An 18,595-nucleotide genomic window follows, 5' to 3' on the forward strand; every position below is an offset into this window, starting at 1 on the left:
AGTTCATTATTATTAAATAAATTCTATTTTTTTGAATTCAATTATCATTCCGAACCTTTCTTAATATTTATTTTTTTTATCAAAATCAACGCTCCTTTTCTTTTGACAAGATTTTTATAATCCCACTGAATTTCCTTTGATTTTTCAAGACTTCTTTTAATATCATTTTCATTCACTTCAGCAATATCATTATAAAAAACCGAAGCGTCCTGAAATTTTTCGCCATGAATATTTAAAAATTCTTCGTTAAATGATTTTCCACTCCAAAACATCAATCGAATTCCTTTCTTTTGCTTGCTATAACCTACAATTGGATTTTCATCTAGAAACCAAACGGGATGTGCATGCCATATTTTTGATTCCGCATCAGTCAGATTTTCATTGATGAGTTCTGATAATTTTTCGCAAATCATCTGATCAGATTCTGATTGGGATTCATTATAATTTTGGATATCGGAATTCATTTTACCTTAATTATCTTATAAAATTATGAAATAATCCTGTAAAATAAGTTTAGGCTAAAGCCAAACAACGAAAATTTGATTATGAAAACGGGCTTTAGCCCGTTCCTATTGATACGATAAAGAACTGGTTTTTGAGACCAGCCCCCTTACCAATTCCCTATAGATTCTTCACGTTTCTAAACAATATTATTGGTTTGTGCTTCCCAACATCGGCACAAATTTATAGGCTCCAAATTCTTCTTTTTCAAATTCAGTCGGAGAAACTTTAGTAAATCGGTATAAAACCTGTTCATCGGTCGGACCTAAAGGAATAACCATTTTTCCGCCTACTTTCAATTGTTTTAATAATTCTGTTGGTAAAACGGAAGCTCCGCAAGTGACGATAATTCTGTCAAAAGGTGCAAAAGTCGGAAGTCCAGCAAAACCATCTCCAAAGCTTTGGAATTTCGGATACAAATGCATTTCGCGCAGTTTCTTCTTTGAAAAATCAAACAGATCTTTTTGCCTTTCAACGGTATAAACATGGGCTTTCATTGCTAAAAGAACAGCAGTCTGATAACCACAACCGGTTCCGATTTCAAGAACTTTTTCACCTTCTCTTACTTGTAACAGTTCAGATTGTTCTGCCACGGTAGATGGGTGCGAAATGGTTTGATGTGCCAGAATCGGGAAGGCACGGTCTTCATAGGCATAATCTTCAAAAATACTTTCGATAAAAAGGTGTCTCGGAACCTGGTTCATTGCCGAAAGTACATTTTCGTCAGCAATCCCAATTCTGTTTCGAAGATAATCTACTAAAATCTTTCTTTTTCCTTTATGTACAAACGAATCCTGCGTCATTTAGATGGTAGCTGTTAAGTTATAGGTTACAGTTTTTACAAAAGTAAAAAAACATTCATAATTTATCAACCTAAAACCTATCATCTATTGCCCAATACCTAAAATCATTATCTTTACAGAAATTTAATACAGCTATGTTAAAAGCAGGTTTGGTAGGAGCCGGACATTTAGGAAAAATACATTTACGACTTCTGAATCAATCAGATAAATATGAATTTGTAGGTTTCCATGATAAAGATGTAGAAAACGGAAAAAAATTAGAGGCCGAATTCGGATATAAATATTTTGAAAATTTTGATGATTTGCTGGATCAAATTGATATGTTGGATATCGTGACTCCAACGCTTTATCATTATGATTATGCATTGAAAGCGATTGAAAAAGGACTTCATTTCTTTATTGAAAAGCCAGTGACGCAAACGCTTGAACAGGCTGAAGAAATTCTTCGCAAATGTCAGGAAAACGGAATTAAGGCACAGGTTGGACATGTTGAAAGATATAACCCTGCATTTATCGCAACAAAGGAATACATCAAAGAACCGATGTTTATTGAAATCCACAGACTGGCGGAATTCAATCCTCGCGGAACGGATGTTTCTGTGGTTTTAGATCTGATGATTCATGATTTGGATATTTTATTAAGCATTGTGAAATCTAAAGTCAAAAATATTCATGCAAGCGGCGTTTGTGTAGTGAGTAAAACTCCTGATATTTCAAATGCAAGAATTGAGTTTGAAAATGGTTGTGTTGCCAATCTTACGACTTCAAGAATTTCGATGAAAGCGATGAGAAAAAGTCGTTTTTTCCAGAAAGACGCTTATATTTCTGTTGATTTCCTTGAGAAAAAAGCAGAAGTGATCCGAATGAAAGATGCTCCTGAGCACCCTACTCCATTTGATATGATTATTGAAAATGCAGATGGTGAAAAAAATCAGATTTTGTTTGAATATCCAAATATTCAGTCGAATAATGCCATTTTGGATGAATTAAATTCTTTCGCAGATTCTATTACCGAAAATAAAAATGTAGAAGTTTCTATTGAAGACGGAACCGAAGCATTGAAAATAGCATTGCAAATTATGAAGCTGATTTCATAATTTTTAATCGAAATATTAAAATTAATATACACAGACTGTCTGCTATTGTAGACGGTTTGTTTTATTTTAAATCAAAACTTAACCTTACAATTATTAATTATTTAAGCGAAAACAAAGGATTAATTTTTCTTTTATTATTTTTTAATTTTCATTCAATAATTTTAAATATATTTGTCAATACTTTAAATTATCATTCTTTAAACAATCCCTAATACTCAAATAAATTAAAACTACTATGAAAAGAGCCATTCTAATATCCGCTTTATTATTGTCTCAATTTGGGACATCGCAATTATTAAAAACGGATGGTCAAAAAATTGTTAATGATAAAGGAGAAAACATTCAGCTCAGAGGCCTTGGCCTAGGGGGATGGATGCTGCAGGAAGGATATATGCTGAAAACGGCAGACTTTGCCGGCCCGCAATACAAAATCAAAGAAAAAATTGCTGAACTGATCGGTAGAGATGGAATGGAAAACTTCTACAAAGCCTATCTGAAAAACGGTATCACGAAGCAGGACATTGATTTTCTGAAGAAAGCAGGTTTCAATTCAATCAGGCTTCCGATGCATTATAATTTATATACTTTACCGATTGAAAAAGAACCTGTAAAAGGACAAAATACCTGGCTGGAAGAAGGTTTTAAAATGACGGATGATCTTTTGAAATGGTGCGCCGACAATAAATTATATCTCATCCTCGATCTTCACGCCGTACCTGGCGGACAGGGAAATGACGTCAATATTTCTGATAATGATAAATCTAAACCATCTCTTTGGGAAAGCGAAGAAAATCAGAAAAAAACCATTGCTCTCTGGAAAAAATTAGCGGAAAGATATAAAGATGAGCCTTGGATTGGTGGGTATGATTTAATAAATGAACCCAACATTAATTTCACAGGAAAAAACCCGAACGGAACCGATGAAATGTCGAATGCTCCACTTTGGAAGCTGCAAAAAGATATTACAGAAGCCATTCGTACGGTTGATAAAAAGCACATCGTTATTCTTGAGGGAAACGGCTGGGGAAATAATTATAACGGGCTGACTCCGCTTTGGGATAAAAATCTGGTATTCAGCTTTCATAAATATTGGAATAATAATGATGACGCAACTTTGAAACCTATTTTAGAGTTAAGAGAAAAGCATAATATCCCGATTTGGCTGGGAGAAACGGGGGAAAATTCGAACGTTTGGTTTACAGAACTGATTCAGCTTTTGAACAAACATAATATAGGTTACGCGTTCTGGCCAATGAAAAAAATCGACAATATTGCCGGAATTACAAACGTAAAAATTACGCCTGAATATCAAAAACTATTGGATTATTGGAAAAATGGTGGTGAAAAACCATCTAAAGAATTTGCAACAAAAGCTTTGATGAAAATTGCTGACAATTATAAATTCAGTAATACGGAAATTAAAAATGATGTGATTGATGCGATGTTCAGGCAGACAACGGATGCCTCTACAAAACCATTTAAAAATCATGTCGTTCCGGGAAGAGTTTTCGCTTCGGAATATGATTTGGGAAGAATTGGATCTGCATATCAGGATAATGATTACGTAAATCTTTGGGTAAGCGATCCGGCTAAAAGATCTGAATGGAATTCAGGAAATCAGATGAGAAATGACGGCGTTGATATTTACCTTTGTAATGATAAAATCACCAACAAATATTATGTCGGAAAAACTGAAAAAGGAGAATGGCTTCAGTACACCATCAATGCAAAAGCCGATAAAGCCTATGGTTTTGACATCAGATATTCGAGCAATAACAATGCAAAGATCAGAATTGAAGATGCTTCCGGAAAACAACTGGCAACTTTCTCTTTAAATTCTACCGGCGGAAATGAAATCTGGAAAACCGTTTCTGCTAAAGGTTTAAACCTTAAAAAAGGAGAAAATAAAATCCGAATATTTTTTGAAAATGATGGTGTAAACCTTAATTATTTTGAAGTAAAATAAGAAATAGCTTAAATTGCAAATCCCTTTTAGTTTCTAAGAGGGATTTATTTTTAAACAAAATATTATGAAAAAAATAAGCCTGTTATTTCTTTTTATTTGGATGTTTACATTCGCGCAACAGTCGGTTTTAGATAAGAAAATCAATTCCATTATAAAAGATAAAAAAGCGACCGTCGGAGTTTCTGTTTTAGGCTTTGAAAACAACTTTAAATACAACAAGAACGGTGATAAAAATCTACCTACTTTAAGTGTTTTTAAGTTTCATATTGCCTGTGCGGTTCTGGATTTGGTAGATAAAGGAAAATTTTCGCTCAATCAGAAATATACATTAAAAGAATCTGAATTATTAGCTAATACCTGGTCGCCCATCAAAAAGAAATATCCGAAAGGAGATATTACGCTGAGTTTAGGCGAAATCATTGATTACACGGTTGCGTGGAGTGATAATAACGGTTGTGATTTTTTATTGAAGTTAATTGGCGGACCTCAAACGGTTCAAAAATTCATGGATTCTAAAGGTGTAAAAGGTTTTCAGATTAAAGTAAATGAAGACGAAATGCATAAAGACTGGAAAAATCAATACAAAAACTACAGCACCACCAATTCTGCGGTTGCTTTGCTTAAAAAATTCTATGACGGAAAAATACTTTCCAAAAAATCTACAGATTATCTGTACAATATCATGCTGAATACTTCTACCGGAACCAATAAGTTGAAAGAACAGCTTCCAAAAGGAATTACAGCTCATAAAACGGGATCTTCCGGGAAGTATGATAATGATTTGACAGTGGCTGAAAATGATATGGGAATTGTGACGCTACCTAATGGAAAACATTACGCAATTGCCGTATTTATAAGCAATTCCACTGAATCTGATGTGGTAAACTGCAAGGTTATTTCGGATATTTCTAAAGTCGTTTTCGACTATTTTAATAAATAGAATTTTAAGCTTATTTTTAAAGCAGTAAAATCTTTACAAAAGCAGACTTTATCATGAAAAAGATATTTTTAACAATCGCTATTTTCTGTTTTGCATTTTCATTTGCGCAGAAAGGGCAAAGCTATCTACAGATTGGGTACGGAAGCATTTGTTGCGGAACTCCGTCCACAGATCCAGTAATGAATTATGTAAACCAATTTCAGAAAAAGAACAAAATAAAATCAATTGAAGTCTTGAAGCAATCTGGACTTGGAAGAGAAGGTGAATTCAATTTATATATCGGGATCGATGCTCTTTCTAAAACACAGAGACCTGCTTTCATCAAAGGACTTCAGGCTGCAGTGCTTTCTCAGAATGCAAAAAGAAAGCAAAATCAGGATGGAATCGTCAATTTTGAAGAGGTTACGATTGTTTCCAATAAAGATCTAGCCAACGCAAAAAACTTAACTATCTATAAAAAATAATTTTAACTAAATAAGGAAAAATGATCAAAAACATTGTAGTTATCGGAGCAGGAACCATGGGAAATGGTATCGCTCACACTTTCGCACAAAGTGGTTTTAAAGTAAATTTGGTAGATGTATCCCAAGATGCTTTAGACAGAGGCTTAAAGACCATTACTACGAATCTTGACAGAATAATTGCAAAGGGTAACCTTACAGAAGAACAAAAAACAGAAACTTTAGGAAATATCACCTCTTTCACGGCTTTACAAGATGCTGTAGGATCTGCGGATCTTATCGTGGAAGCAGCTACTGAAAATCAGGAATTAAAGTTGAAAATTTTCGGTCAGATGGATGAATTTGCACCTGAAAACTGTATTTTGGCAACCAATACATCCTCTATTTCTATTACCAAAATTGCTGCCGCTACCAAAAGGGCAGATAAAGTAATCGGAATGCACTTTATGAATCCCGTTCCAATCATGAAATTGGTTGAAATTATAAAGGGATATTCTACTTCTAAAGAAACTTTTGAATTAATTTACGAAATGAGCAAAACTTTAGGAAAAGTTCCTGTGGAAGTAAATGATTATCCAGGATTTGTAGCCAACAGAATCCTAATGCCAATGATCAACGAATCTATCGAAACGCTTTACAACGGCGTGGCAGGAGTTGAAGAAATTGATACGGTAATGAAATTGGGAATGGCACACCCGATGGGACCTCTTCAATTGGCAGATTTTATCGGTCTTGATGTTTGTTTAGCGATCTTAAACGTGATGTATGACGGTTTCAAAAATCCGAAATATGCACCCAACCCATTATTGGTAAACATGGTAATGGCAGGGAAATTAGGCGTAAAATCAGGCGAAGGTTTTTATGACTACTCTGAAAGTAAAAAAGCAGAAAAAGTAGCAAAAATGTTTTCAAAATAATTTTTAAGTTGTGCTTTATAAGTTATAAATTTGGGCCACAAAACCCGCAATCTCTAACCTAATAACTGCAACCTTGATAAAAATTAAAGAAAAATATATACAAATATCAATGGTCATCATTACTTTAGTGATGACCATTTTACGTTTTTTACTGAACGAAAAAGGAAGAGTAAGCCCGGATTCTATACGATATATGAGATTTGCTCACGGACTTCCGGAAATTGATAATACCATTACTCCGGCGGGTTATCCTGCAGCAATCAAATTTTTCACTTTTTTTGGTTTTGATGAATTTTGGGGAAGTAAACTCATGGGAATTTTAGCATTTCTTTTCATCATTCTCTTTGCCTGGAAGAAAAATTTTTATTTCAAAGAAGCGATTGTTGTAAGCTCATTATTCAGCTTTTTATCTATTTACTCTTTTACGATGAGCGAGGCATTAACATTGCCTTTTGTACTGCTTCTACTCTACTCATCCATGCTTGTTATTAAGGATAAAATCGGGAAATTAGAAGGTATTATTTATCTTTCATTAAGTTTAATTGCCATTTATAACATTCGATATACCGGACTTTTCATTGTGGGAGGAACCGGACTTTTCGGATTGCTTTACTGGAAAAGAAAATTTGCCTCAAGTTTTATCATTTCAGGAATTATCGGTTTTATTTTTATTGTTCTGTATAAATTTCTCTTTATTGACTATTTTAACGAAGATTATATTGGGCAAAACCTCAATATGGGATTGCATACTACTCCTGAGCTTTTGGTTCAATTATTTCAGGGTTTATGTACTACTTTTAATCCTTTTGTTCATATTGCAAATCCGGGAGGAGGAATCGTTAATTATGGAATTTACGGAATCGGATTATTAAATATACTTTTAATCATATTCTTGTTTATAAAGAAAAAACTTTCAAATACAGAATCTTTCTTCATCGTAATTGGAGTTTCTGCTATTGCGTGCTCTTATTTTGTACAATATTTTTATTCTGTAAATGCGATAGACTATCGATTGATGGCGCCTTTCAGCTTTCCGATATGGTTGGTTTATTTCAAAAAAATGTTCCAAATCTTTAATACAAAAGTGTATGTGATCGGATTTTTAAGTTTAATGACTGGGATGATCTTCACATGGCTTTCCAAGGGAAATTATCTTGAAAACAGAAAAGCAGCAAAGGAGTTTTTACAGGCTGAAAAATTAGATAAGGTTCCTTTACAATTTTATCTCGAAACAGAAGAAGACCTTGAAAAAATTCAGGTTGCGGAATTGCTGAGTACCGTAAACCCACAAATCAGGGTAACTTTCAAACCGGAAGACAGTCTTAAGAGAACTACCTTAACGCGTTACAAAGTTTTACAAAAAATTAAAATCGACAAGAACAAATATCAATAATTTTATTATCTTTGATTTAAAGTTAAAACATTAAAAAAATGAAATTACCAAAGTTTTTATTAGCAGATAATTCGGAATTTCCAGAAGATTTATTCGTGGTTCATACAGAATACCCAAGATTTATCTTAAACGTAGAGGAAGAAGAAGTTGAGTGGTTAGATGATTTGGAAGGTGATGATGAAGAAACGATGGCAGATGAGGCTACTAAAGTGGTAGAAGCTGCTTTCAAATGGTGTGATGAAGAATTAGCTAAGTACGACGAAGAGGAGGACGAAGAATAATTAACAATCAAAACATAAAAAAGGAACTCAAATTGAGTTCCTTTTGTTTTTTTATTCTGCTTTATTGAATTTCAATAGTAAAAGATTATCTTTATACAGTTCCAAAGTATTTCCTGAAACTACATATTTGTTAGCTTTCCCAACCATATCCATGAAGTTTTGCTCCACGCTCATGTTGTCGCAAGCCATTTTTGTTGATCCTAATGCACCTGCAGAAAAATTACCGCTTGAAGGGTCTACTTTTGCAGTTCCGAAATAATTATTACATCCTGCATTTCCGCTGATTTTTTCTCCTTCAATATTAAGTGACGGAACTTTACCTTTCACATTATCAGCCAAAGTCCATTTTGTACTGGATAATGAAGGTTGTGCTTTACCAACTTTAGAAGCCGAAGCACTCGTCATTGTCCCACATGATGCCAAAACCACAGCCGCACCTATACTTAAAAAAAGATTTTTCATTTTTCCTTTATTGATTTAAACCAAATTTACGTAAATTAAATTATTTAAACGGTTTTCGGTGAATTTTATTATTCTTTTAAGATTATTTTTCATTGAAAAATTTCTTTAGAAGATCAGAAAAAAGAGTGTAAATTTTAGATGCTTCGACGGGCTCAGCAGGACATTTCTAATACTATCAACAAGTTATAATATAAAAACAAAAAACGGACTTTAAAAGCCCGTTTCTATGATATATTTTAATAAAAATTATCCTCTTAATTCTGCATCAAATTCTTTTTCAAAAGATTTGATTAAAGAATCCATTACAGAAGCAATTTCTTTTTCTTCCAATGTTTTTTCTTCATTTAGAAGTTCAAAACTCATGGCATAAGATTTCTTACCTTCAGGAAGATTTTTTCCTTCATAAACATCAAACAAGTTGATATTTTTAATATAAGGAGATTTGTTCTTTTTAGCCGTCTGATAAAGATCCTGATAGTTTACATTCTTATCAATCAATAATGCTAAATCTCTTCTGATTTTGTTGAATTTAGGAATATCCTTAAACTTCAATTCGTTTTTAGAACGCAATTCCTGAGCATATTCTAACTCGATTTCAGCATAGAAACATTCCTGATCGATGTCAAAATCTTTCATTAACTGAGGAGCCACTTTTCCGATTCTTACCAAAGATTTACCATCAACTTCATACGCCAATGCATCAGAAAATCTTTCGTCAGACAAAGCAACTTCTTTAAAATCAATTGCTAATCTTTCCAATAAAACTTTCACATAAGCTTTTAAGTTATAGAAACTTGTAGCAGATTTTGGCTGCAACCAGTTTTCAGCAACTTCTCTACCGGAAATAAGGATTGCCAATTGTTTTCTTTCCTCGTATTTCTCTCTTTTATGGTAAATTTTTCCGAATTCGAAAAACTTAATATCCTGATTTTTTCTATTGATATTGTAGATCGCATTTTGCAAAAGACCTTCTAATAAAGACTTTCTCATAATTGCCAGATCACCGCTCAAAGGATTTAATAATTTTACAGCATCCGTTTCATCTTTTACAGAAGTTAATGAGTTGTTCATCACTTCGTTGAAACCTAAACTTTGCAAAGTTCTTGCCCAGTTATTTTCCAGTTCATCCTGATCGTTTGCACTTAATTTTACAGGCGTGAACGAAATCTTCTGCGGAGCATCAATTTTATTATATCCGTAAATTCTTAAAATCTCTTCAATAACGTCGATTTCTCTAGTCACATCTGCTCTGTAAGCCGGAACTGAAATCTCAAGACCATTCTGAATTTCGTTTAAAACCTGAATTTCCAACGCTTTCAAAATTTCTTTTACTTTCTCTCTGTGAATTTTTGTTCCTAAAATCTGTTCGATTTTTGAGAATCTGATGATCACATAATTATCTTCCAGTTTCTTTGGATATTCTTCTAACAAATCACCAACCAATTGTCCTTCCGCTAATTCCTGAATCAATTTGATAGCATGTGTGATTGCCGTTCTTGTAATATTAGGGTCAACACCTCTTTCAAATCTGAAAGACGCATCTGTATTTAAACCATGGAATTTAGCTCCTTTTCTTACCGCAACCGGGTTGAAATAAGCACTTTCCAGGAAAATAGTTTTAGTCTCATTAGAAACTCCCGAAGTAGCACCACCGAAAACTCCGGCAATACACATTGGTGTATCTTTTCCGTCTTTGATCATGATCTCAGAACCGTTCAATGTTCTTTCAACACCATCCAAAGTCGTGAATTTTGTCCCTTCTTTTACGGTTCCTACTTTCACTTTTTTGTCTGCAATTTTATCTGCATCAAAAGCATGAAGCGGCTGTCCGTAGCCGTGAAGAATATAATTGGTAATATCTACAACATTATTAATTGGGCTTAATCCGATTGCTTTTAATCTGTTTTTTAACCAAGACGGAGAATCTGCAACTTTTACATTCTCAATCACTGCACCAATATATCTAGGGCACAATTCTGAATCTTCAACTTCTAATGTGAAATCGTGAGAACCTTCGTTATTCAAAGCAACAGAAGACACTTTTTCAAAAGTAGATTTTTGCTGATTGGTAGAGAGAAAGGCATACAAATCTCTTGCAACACCGTAGTGAGACATGGCATCTGTTCGGTTCGGCGTTAAACCGATTTCAAAAACCTCATCATTCGTTAATTCAAAATAATCAGCGAAATTTTTTCCGACTTCATATTTTTCCTCATCCAAGACCATGATTCCACCGTGATCATCGCTAAGACCAAGCTCATCTTCTGCGCAGATCATTCCCTGAGAAACCTCACTTCTGATTTTTGCTTCTTTAATTTCAAAAAAGTTTCCGGTTTTATCATAGATTTTAGTTCCGACAACAGCTACAGGAACCGTTTGACCTGCTTCCACATTCGGAGCCCCGCAAACGATATTCAAAATTTTTCCGTTTCCTACATCTACTGTTGTTTTCTTTAATTTGTCTGCATTCGGATGTTTTTCGCAAGTTAAAACCTTACCTACAACAATTCCTTCCAAGCTTCCTTTTACGCTTTCAAATTTTTCTATCCCTTCAACCTCAAGACCAATATCCGTAAGGAACTCACCGATTCTTTCAGTTTTCAATTCCGATTTGATAAAGTCTTTCAGCCAGTTGTTTGATATTTTCATTTGCTCAATCTATTTTTTAATTGGTCTGTTGAAACTTAGTCGTTTCAGCAGATCATTTTATTAAGGTCAAAAAAACCTTTACTTATTTTGAAATTTTGCTCGAATTTTTCGCGGTACAAATATCGTGTTTTTTCGAGAAATAAAGAAATTTAAATGGGATAACAATTTCAAATTTATTTGTTATAGAACAGGCAAAAATAGTTTAGAGGCTTTTCCCTTCGATATAATCCATCAGGGATTTCTTATAATTTGGAGCGATTACGATCTGCTGATTTCCGATGACGATATGATTTCTCTCAATGGCTTCAATTTTATTCAAACCAATAATAAACGACCGATGAACCCTCATAAAATCTTCAGAAGGCAGTTCTTCTTCCAACTTTTTAAGGCTCATCAGCGTTAAAACCGGTTTAGGATTATCTTTAAGGTAAATTTTTACATAATCTTTTAATCCTTCAATATAAAGCACTTCTGAAAAATCGATTTTCACCTGTCGGTATTCCGATTTCACAAAGATAAAATCCTGTTTCTTTTCTATTTTTGGAAATGAATTTGACTGTAAAGATTCAAAATGAACTCTTGCTTTCTGAGCCGCATTAAGGAATTCATTATAATCAAAAGGTTTCAGAAGATAATCTAACGCATTTACTTTGTAGCCATCGATTGCATACTGTTCGAAAGCCGTCGTGAAGATCACTTTACTTCGCGCTGGGATCATTTTTGAAAATTCTAATCCGGTAAGATCAGGCATCTGAATATCAAGAAAAAAAAGGTCTATTTCACTTTGTTCATCGCAAAACCTCATCGCTTCTACCGCATTGTTACATTTGGCTTTCAGCTCCAGAAATGGAGTTTTCAAAACATAACTTTCAATTAGATGTAAAGCCATCGGTTCATCATCAGCAATCAGACAGGTTATTTTTTTCATCTTTTATTTGATTTTCAGTTTCATTTCCGCAATATACATTCCGTTGTTAAGATGAGAATGGAACTCATATTTTTCAGGATACAGTAAATTTAGTCTTTTCTTGAGATTTTCAACGCCGATTCCTGAACCGCTTTTATCGGTATCAGTTTTAGGAAAATTAGAATTTGAAGCCATAAAAAGAATTTCTTCCTCTTCATTAATTTCCATTTTAAAGCTGATATCTGAATGTTGTGTTGCCGAAACTCCATGTTTAAAAGCATTTTCCACCACAGAAATAAAAAGCAAAGGCGCAATTTCCAAGTTAGGAATTTTTGAAGGGAAACTCGTATAGACTTTCGTATTATCATTCAGACGAAGCGTCATCAGTTCAATATATTTATTCAAAAAATCAATTTCTTCGGAAAGTGTGATCTTTTCAACATCCGTTTTATATAACAGATGGCGCATCAGTTTACTCAAACTGTGGATGCTTTGTTTTGCTTTATCAGGCGCAAAATCAATCAATGAATAAATATTATTCAATGCATTAAAGAAAAAATGCGGCTGCAACTGATATTTAAGATGCTGAAGTTCAGATTTCAGTTTTATATTATCCGCTTCACGCTTCATTTCTTCGGCCTGCTTCATTCTCTGTCCAGAATTGATGGCAACGGAAAATGCAATGGGAATCAGATAAATCATAAAATCCATGAAATAAATGAATATTTCAGGAGGTCTTCTTCCACCGCCACCTTTGGGTTTAGGATCTTCGATAAGCTCAAAAATCTGCTGTTTCAGAATAATCAAAGCTATAATAAGAAGAATATTGATGATGAGAAAACGAATTTTTTTATCTGAATACAGCCAATTGATAAGAAAAAAATAATTAATGTAAAAAATAACTGCCAAAAAGAACAGTTGCAGCCAAAAGTGCTTGAAAAGCTCCAGCCAATTTCCGTCTGACCCCAGCGAAAATGCTGCAGGAAGAAAGAAAAGAACCAGCCATATCAACAGATGAATGCTGATTTCCAGCTTTTTACTTTTAATATTAATCATAACAATTCATTATCATTTTAATTACTCTAAAACCTTTCATTGGTTAAAATTTAAACTTATTCAAACCATTAAAAATCGTCGATTTATGAAATCTTTGAAGAAGTGAATTTAAAATTTTCTCTACCATTTCCCTCTACTTTTCAACATTAAAATTCTCATTTTATTCGTATCTCAGGGCATTGATAGGATCTGCCTGAGCTGCTTTTCTCGCCGGATACCATCCAAAAAAGACACCCGTTACCGTACATACCGCAAATGAGATCACAATAGAGCTCATTGTAATACTAACGGGCCAACCCGCAAATTGTTTTACACAAAACGTCGCAACTAACCCGATAACAACGCCTAAAACACCGCCTGTAATGCTAATCAGCACCGATTCAATTAAAAACTGCATCAGAATATCATTTCCTTTGGCTCCAATAGCCATTCTCAAACCAATCTCCTTTGTTCTTTCTTTCACCGAAACATACATGATATTCATAATTCCGATTCCACCAACAATTAGGGAAATACTGGCAATCGCGACCAAAAGAACGGTCAGCATTTCACTTGTTGAACTAAATGTAGAGATAATTTCCTGCTGAGAAGACACATTAAAATCGTTATCTTCATCAGGTTTTATCTTGTGCTGATCTTCCATGATGGTTTTAATTTCATTAACGGCAGCTTCAGAATCTTCTTCACTCAGCGATGATGCCACAATAGATTGTAAATATTTTTGCGCTAAAATTCTCTTCTGAACCGCAGTGTAAGGTGCAATAATGATATCATCCTGATCCTGACCGAATGTATTTTCACCTTTTTCACGAAGTATGCCGATCACTTTGAAAGGAATATTTTTAAAACGAATCATTTTCCCAATCGGGTTTTCATTCGGAAACAGATTTTCCTGAACCGTTTTCCCGATCACCGCCACTTTTGCATACGCTTCCACATCATCTTTCGTAAACATAGAACCCTCTTCCACAGACCAGTCGCGAATCTTTAAATATTCAGGAGAAGCTCCATAAATTGAGGTCGGCCAGTTGTTGGAGCCTGCAATACTCTGTCCGCTACCGTTCACCAAAGGCGAAATATTTTTAATGAGCTTCGTTTTTGTTTTTAAAGCATTATAATCTGCCAATGTCAGCGTTTGCATCGCAGAAGGATCCGAACGCACACCGCCCATCATTCCGGCGCCGGGACGAACTGTAATTAAATTCGCACCCATGCTCGAAATATTTTTCTTGATACTTTCCTTGGAGCCTTCGCCTATGGCAAGCATCGCAATTACGGAAGCTACGCCAATAATAATTCCCAGCATGGTAAGCATGGCGCGAGTTTTATTGAGAAGAATAGCTTTCCAGGCTATTTTAAGTAAATTTAAAAAGTTCATTATTTTCTTTGATTTAGATAAAAACATTCACAAGCCTCATCATCTTCATCACTCATCCTCATTTTCTGCAGTATTCCCTTTTTACTGAAGCTTGCAAATGTTTGATATACAACTAATAAATGATATGAATTTTATTTATTCTGCGGGAGGAAGCTTCGCCAGCTCCTCGGCGGCATATAATCTTTCGGTAACCAGTCGGTCTTCCGTAATATTTCCGTCTTTTAAAACCACCGTTCTTCTGCTGAATTTGGCGATGTCATCTTCATGGGTTACAAATCCGATTGTAATTCCTTCATTGTTCAGTTCCTGAAAAAGATTCATCACTTCGTACGATGTTCGGGTATCCAGATTTCCAGTTGCTTCGTCTGCCAGCAAAATAATTGGGTGATTCACCAATGCTCTGGCGATAGCAACCCTCTGCTGCTGACCTCCCGATAACTGACTCGGAATATGGTACATTCTGCTCTCTAAACCCACCTGTTTCAAGGCTTTTACCGCTCGCTCTCTTCTTTCTTCTGCCGAAACTTTAGGATTATAAAGCAACGGAAGTTCTACATTTTCCAGCGCGCTCGTTCTCGCCAGCAAATTATACGACTGAAAAATAAATCCTATCTTCTGATTCCTGATATCGGCTAACTGGTTTTTATTTAAATCTTTCACCGAAACGCCATCTAGCTCATACGTTCCGGAAGTCGGCTGATCGAGACATCCTAAAATATTCAGAAAAGTAGACTTCCCAGAACCACTGGTTCCCATGATCGTTACAAATTCTCCTTCATTAATCGTTAAATTAATTCCCTTCAGCGCATGCACGATCTCGTCTCCCATTTTGAATTCGCGCTTCAGATTTTCTATATTGATGATTGGTTTCATTCCTTCGTCGTTTAAGGTTTAAGGTTTTTTGTTGAAAAGTTTCAATCATTAATTTCCTGGAGGTGGACCTTGGTTTGAACTTGATTTTTTATTATTGTTACTCGGTCTTTTTGGCATAAACGGACTGTTTTCCGATTGAGACTTCGTCGCTGCTTCTTGCTGTTCATCCAATGAAGTTAAAACCTGTTCATTTCCTTCCAAACCATTTTTTATCTGAACATTTACGCCGTCATTAATACCAACTGTCACTAATTTTTGAGATAAAGTATTGTCTTTATTTTTAATCCATACATACTTTTCTTTGTTCTTCCCTGTTTTAATTTCAGGAATTTTAGCAGTCAGTTCGTTTTGGAGATAATATTTCTGTAAAGTTTCAGCATCTGGACTAAAGCTAATTGCTCCTGCAGGAATTGTATTAATATTTTTAAGTTCCTGCGTAAAAATGGTTATTGTTGCGGTCAATCCAGGTTTTAATTTCTGTTCAGAATTATCGGCATCTATAATCACGGTATACGTTACCACATTAGATTCCGTAGTTGCTGCTAATCTCACCTGACGAACCTTTCCGTTAAATTCCTCCTGAGGAAAAGCATCAACGGTAAACGTCACACGTTGCCCCACTTCCACACCACCTATATCAGCTTCATCTACATTGGCTTCCACCTGCATTTTTGTGATATCTTTAGCAATAGTAAACAACGTCGGTGTCGTCATACTTGCCGCTACCGTTTGTCCCTCTTCCACTTCACGGCTTAGGATAATTCCGTCAATCGGCGCATAAATATTGGCATAACTTAGGTTCGTTTTTGCTTGTGCTAATGCTGTTTGTTTTTGGCTTACCGTCTGTTGAGAGTTTTTAACCTGATAAGCCGCCTGTTCGTAATCTGCCTTACTAATAACCCCTGCTTTAAACATACTGTTTTGACGGTTATAATTTTGCTGATAGTAATTAAGCTCATTCAAAGCCGCATTATACTGAGCCATTGCATTATTTACAGACTCCTGAAGGTTTGTTTTGTCTAATTCTGCCAAAAGCTGTCCTTTTTTAACCTGAGAATTATAATCCACATAAATATGATTGATAATCCCTGAAACCTGTGTTCCCACTTCCACCTGATCTACAGGTTCCACAGTACCTGTAGCCGTTACCGAAGTGGTAATGTTTTGCTTGGTCATTTTCACCGTCTCAACAGAAATTTTAGGATCTTCTTTTTGCGTAAAATATCTGTAAGCAAAAACCACAGCAATCACTATAATTAAAGTAATAGCAGAATTTTTAAAGTATTTTTTATATTTCGGATTCATTTTGATAATATTTTATTCTGTTATTTTAGTTTACTGTTAAAGTTTTTCCCTGATAAAAATTCAAAAGCTGCGTGTATAAAACAGCCATATATTTTGACTGTAAATACCTTTGTTCATTCGTTAAATAAGTATTTCTGCTCACCGACAATTCCGTTGTCGTTAACCCTCCGAATTCAAACTTCTTGTTGGCCAAATCGTAAGCAAGTTTTGCATTGTCTCTTGTCACTTTTGAAGATTTTTGCTGAGCCTGATTGGCGATAGCATTTTGCCAAGCCGTTTCAATGCTTGAATACAATGTTTTACCTGCACTTATTTTATCTAATTGATTCTGCTCAATATCGATTTTTGCCAGTTTTACATTCGTATCATTCTGTTTTTTAGAAAAAATGGGAATGTTTAAGGATAAACCAACCGATTTATTGAAATTGTTTTTCACCTGATTAAAATAACTGTAATCCTGAGTGCTTGTAAATCCCGTATTCAGGCCTGCTGTTGCCGAAAGTGTCGGAAGGTAACCTGCTTTCGTAATCGCTAAAGCTTTGTTAAGAATTTCATTTTGATAATCATAAATCTTTAAATCCGGAAGGTTTTCAGAAGCTTGGGCAAAAACCTGTTGCTTGTCCGGAATTGTTTCCTCCAAATCCGTAAGATTTATTTTTTCAATTTGAAAATCAACAATCGGATCGAGTTCAAGAAGCTGTTTCAATTTTAAAACCTGCTGATTGTAAAGATTTTCATTATTCACCACCGTATATTGATTCTGGGCATCCTGAGTTTCAACATCAGCCAATTCCAGCTTTGAAATGGCTCCGTTTTTAAACTTAACCTGTGTCAGTTTTAATTCCTGCGCGGAAGAACTAGCGGTATTTTTTGCAATTTCAATTCCTTCATAATAATATAAAGACTGGAGATAGGCATTCAAAACATTCAAGACGATATTATTTTCTGCCTGTTTTTGATACAATGAAGATTGCTCCACCAAAATTTTATTCTGTTCGATCTGAAGATTCAGTTTATTTCCCTGATAAATCACCGCATTGGCTGAGATCCCAAAACTGTTGGAAAGAATATTTTGATTCACAAAACTACTGGTAATCGGATCAATACTTGAACCATTTGTTAAACCAAAAGAAGAAGAACCATAAATGGTAGGCAGTTTGTTGTTTTTCTGCTGCTGATAATTGAGTTGAGCCGTTGTCTTATCCAACACTGTTTTTTTTACGGTAATGTTGTTTTCAACAGCGTAATCAAGACAATCCTGAAGCGTCCATATTTTTTGAGCGGAATCGAATGTTCCGACGAAAAGTGCTATGAGAATATATTGTTTCATTTCTGTCTGTTTTACCAAACAAAATTGCCAAATCGCGAAACCAATATCAATTTTATTAGACGAACGGTGTAATTTTCTAGAAGAACGGTATTTTTATCGATGAATTTACATTGGCTTTCTCTAAATTTATTTCTTTTGAAACTCTTATTTTGGAAAAATCTAAGAATAATTTCCCTTTCTATAATTCAAGTTTAGATTTAAGAGGATGACAAATCGTATATCATTCTAAAAACTTTTTTTTGAAATGACTGAATTCCTAGCCCCGATCGCAGCATT

Annotated in this window: 17 protein-coding genes; 7 read left to right on the forward strand and 10 right to left on the reverse strand. The window is 34.7% G+C overall.

Annotated elements, in window-relative coordinates:
- Positions 1–44: 44 nt before the first annotated feature.
- Positions 45–464 carry a DUF1801 domain-containing protein gene (locus tag ABEG63_RS11320; protein ID WP_346584857.1) on the reverse strand — a complete coding sequence of 140 codons (420 nt, stop codon included), beginning with the start codon at positions 462–464 and terminating at the stop codon, positions 45–47.
- Between the two features lie 186 nt (positions 465–650).
- On the reverse strand, positions 651–1,304 hold the full coding sequence (locus ABEG63_RS11325) for a protein-L-isoaspartate(D-aspartate) O-methyltransferase (RefSeq protein ID WP_267402576.1): 654 nt from the start codon (positions 1,302–1,304) through the stop codon (positions 651–653).
- A gap of 134 nt (positions 1,305–1,438) precedes the next feature.
- On the opposite strand from ABEG63_RS11325, the gene ABEG63_RS11330 reads away from it, so the two are divergent.
- The 7 genes from ABEG63_RS11330 to ABEG63_RS11360 all read left to right on the forward strand — a co-directional run bounded on the left by ABEG63_RS11330 (position 1,439) and on the right by ABEG63_RS11360 (position 8,359).
- Positions 1,439–2,401 carry a Gfo/Idh/MocA family oxidoreductase gene (locus ABEG63_RS11330; RefSeq protein ID WP_267402575.1) on the forward strand — a complete coding sequence of 321 codons (963 nt, stop codon included), beginning with the start codon at positions 1,439–1,441 and terminating at the stop codon, positions 2,399–2,401.
- 235 nt (positions 2,402–2,636) lie between these two features.
- On the forward strand, positions 2,637–4,367 hold the full coding sequence (locus ABEG63_RS11335) for a cellulase family glycosylhydrolase (RefSeq protein ID WP_346584860.1): 1,731 nt from the start codon (positions 2,637–2,639) through the stop codon (positions 4,365–4,367).
- Positions 4,368–4,431: 64 nt separating this feature from the next.
- Positions 4,432–5,307, forward strand: coding sequence for a CGA/CIA family class A beta-lactamase (bla-A, locus tag ABEG63_RS11340; protein ID WP_346584862.1), 876 nt, complete (start codon positions 4,432–4,434; stop codon positions 5,305–5,307).
- Between the two features lie 53 nt (positions 5,308–5,360).
- On the forward strand, positions 5,361–5,771 hold the full coding sequence (locus ABEG63_RS11345; protein ID WP_346584864.1) for a hypothetical protein: 411 nt from the start codon (positions 5,361–5,363) through the stop codon (positions 5,769–5,771).
- A gap of 23 nt (positions 5,772–5,794) precedes the next feature.
- On the forward strand, positions 5,795–6,685 hold the full coding sequence (locus tag ABEG63_RS11350; protein ID WP_346585131.1) for a 3-hydroxybutyryl-CoA dehydrogenase: 891 nt from the start codon (positions 5,795–5,797) through the stop codon (positions 6,683–6,685).
- Between the two features lie 109 nt (positions 6,686–6,794).
- Complete coding sequence (locus ABEG63_RS11355) at positions 6,795–8,078, forward strand: hypothetical protein (protein WP_346584866.1); 1,284 nt, start codon at positions 6,795–6,797, stop codon at positions 8,076–8,078.
- A 38-nt stretch (positions 8,079–8,116) separates the two neighbouring features.
- Positions 8,117–8,359, forward strand: coding sequence for a hypothetical protein (locus ABEG63_RS11360; RefSeq protein ID WP_267402570.1), 243 nt, complete (start codon positions 8,117–8,119; stop codon positions 8,357–8,359).
- A gap of 51 nt (positions 8,360–8,410) precedes the next feature.
- On the opposite strand, the gene ABEG63_RS11365 is transcribed toward ABEG63_RS11360, so the two are convergent.
- The 8 genes from ABEG63_RS11365 to ABEG63_RS11400 form a co-directional block, all read right to left on the reverse strand.
- Positions 8,411–8,821 carry an META domain-containing protein gene (locus tag ABEG63_RS11365; RefSeq protein ID WP_267402569.1) on the reverse strand — a complete coding sequence of 137 codons (411 nt, stop codon included), beginning with the start codon at positions 8,819–8,821 and terminating at the stop codon, positions 8,411–8,413.
- Between the two features lie 246 nt (positions 8,822–9,067).
- Positions 9,068–11,470, reverse strand: a complete 2,403-nt coding sequence (pheT, locus tag ABEG63_RS11370; RefSeq protein WP_346584869.1) for a phenylalanine--tRNA ligase subunit beta — start codon at positions 11,468–11,470, stop codon at positions 9,068–9,070.
- A gap of 202 nt (positions 11,471–11,672) precedes the next feature.
- Entirely contained in the window at positions 11,673–12,398 is a 726-nt protein-coding gene (locus ABEG63_RS11375) for a LytTR family DNA-binding domain-containing protein (RefSeq protein WP_346584871.1), read from the reverse strand.
- A gap of 3 nt (positions 12,399–12,401) precedes the next feature.
- The gene (locus ABEG63_RS11380) at positions 12,402–13,433 is read right to left on the reverse strand and encodes a histidine kinase (RefSeq protein ID WP_346584873.1); all 1,032 of its coding nucleotides are present in this window, start codon (positions 13,431–13,433) and stop codon (positions 12,402–12,404) included.
- Between the two features lie 160 nt (positions 13,434–13,593).
- Positions 13,594–14,811: an ABC transporter permease gene (locus ABEG63_RS11385; protein WP_346584875.1), complete on the reverse strand. Its 1,218-nt coding sequence runs from the start codon at positions 14,809–14,811 to the stop codon at positions 13,594–13,596.
- 135 nt (positions 14,812–14,946) lie between these two features.
- Positions 14,947–15,684, reverse strand: a complete 738-nt coding sequence (locus ABEG63_RS11390; protein ID WP_346584877.1) for an ABC transporter ATP-binding protein — start codon at positions 15,682–15,684, stop codon at positions 14,947–14,949.
- 48 nt (positions 15,685–15,732) lie between these two features.
- Positions 15,733–16,989, reverse strand: a complete 1,257-nt coding sequence (locus ABEG63_RS11395) for an efflux RND transporter periplasmic adaptor subunit (protein WP_346584879.1) — start codon at positions 16,987–16,989, stop codon at positions 15,733–15,735.
- A 25-nt stretch (positions 16,990–17,014) separates the two neighbouring features.
- Positions 17,015–18,319 (reverse strand): TolC family protein, encoded by a 1,305-nt coding sequence (locus ABEG63_RS11400; RefSeq protein ID WP_346584881.1) that lies wholly within the window; start codon positions 18,317–18,319, stop codon positions 17,015–17,017.
- Positions 18,320–18,595: the final 276 nt, after the last annotated feature.

This window comes from Chryseobacterium sp. C39-AII1 (assembly GCF_039672645.1).
Taxonomy (GTDB): Bacteria; Bacteroidota; Bacteroidia; order Flavobacteriales; family Weeksellaceae; genus Chryseobacterium.

Excerpts from the sequence above, each read along its gene's own strand:
- ABEG63_RS11320 (WP_346584857.1), bottom strand. The coding sequence starts at position 464 with ATGAATTCCGATATCCAAAATTATAATGAATCCCAATCAGAATCTGAT.
- ABEG63_RS11325 (WP_267402576.1), bottom strand. The coding sequence starts at position 1,304 with ATGACGCAGGATTCGTTTGTACATAAAGGAAAAAGAAAGATTTTAGTA.
- ABEG63_RS11330 (WP_267402575.1), top strand. The coding sequence starts at position 1,439 with ATGTTAAAAGCAGGTTTGGTAGGAGCCGGACATTTAGGAAAAATACAT.
- ABEG63_RS11335 (WP_346584860.1), top strand. The coding sequence starts at position 2,637 with ATGAAAAGAGCCATTCTAATATCCGCTTTATTATTGTCTCAATTTGGG.
- bla-A (WP_346584862.1), top strand. The coding sequence starts at position 4,432 with ATGAAAAAAATAAGCCTGTTATTTCTTTTTATTTGGATGTTTACATTC.
- ABEG63_RS11345 (WP_346584864.1), top strand. The coding sequence starts at position 5,361 with ATGAAAAAGATATTTTTAACAATCGCTATTTTCTGTTTTGCATTTTCA.
- ABEG63_RS11355 (WP_346584866.1), top strand. The coding sequence starts at position 6,795 with ATGGTCATCATTACTTTAGTGATGACCATTTTACGTTTTTTACTGAAC.
- ABEG63_RS11360 (WP_267402570.1), top strand. The coding sequence starts at position 8,117 with ATGAAATTACCAAAGTTTTTATTAGCAGATAATTCGGAATTTCCAGAA.
- ABEG63_RS11365 (WP_267402569.1), bottom strand. The coding sequence starts at position 8,821 with ATGAAAAATCTTTTTTTAAGTATAGGTGCGGCTGTGGTTTTGGCATCA.
- pheT (WP_346584869.1), bottom strand. The coding sequence starts at position 11,470 with ATGAAAATATCAAACAACTGGCTGAAAGACTTTATCAAATCGGAATTG.
- ABEG63_RS11375 (WP_346584871.1), bottom strand. The coding sequence starts at position 12,398 with ATGAAAAAAATAACCTGTCTGATTGCTGATGATGAACCGATGGCTTTA.
- ABEG63_RS11380 (WP_346584873.1), bottom strand. The coding sequence starts at position 13,433 with ATGATTAATATTAAAAGTAAAAAGCTGGAAATCAGCATTCATCTGTTG.
- ABEG63_RS11385 (WP_346584875.1), bottom strand. The coding sequence starts at position 14,811 with ATGAACTTTTTAAATTTACTTAAAATAGCCTGGAAAGCTATTCTTCTC.
- ABEG63_RS11390 (WP_346584877.1), bottom strand. The coding sequence starts at position 15,684 with ATGAAACCAATCATCAATATAGAAAATCTGAAGCGCGAATTCAAAATG.
- ABEG63_RS11395 (WP_346584879.1), bottom strand. The coding sequence starts at position 16,989 with ATGAATCCGAAATATAAAAAATACTTTAAAAATTCTGCTATTACTTTA.
- ABEG63_RS11400 (WP_346584881.1), bottom strand. The coding sequence starts at position 18,319 with ATGAAACAATATATTCTCATAGCACTTTTCGTCGGAACATTCGATTCC.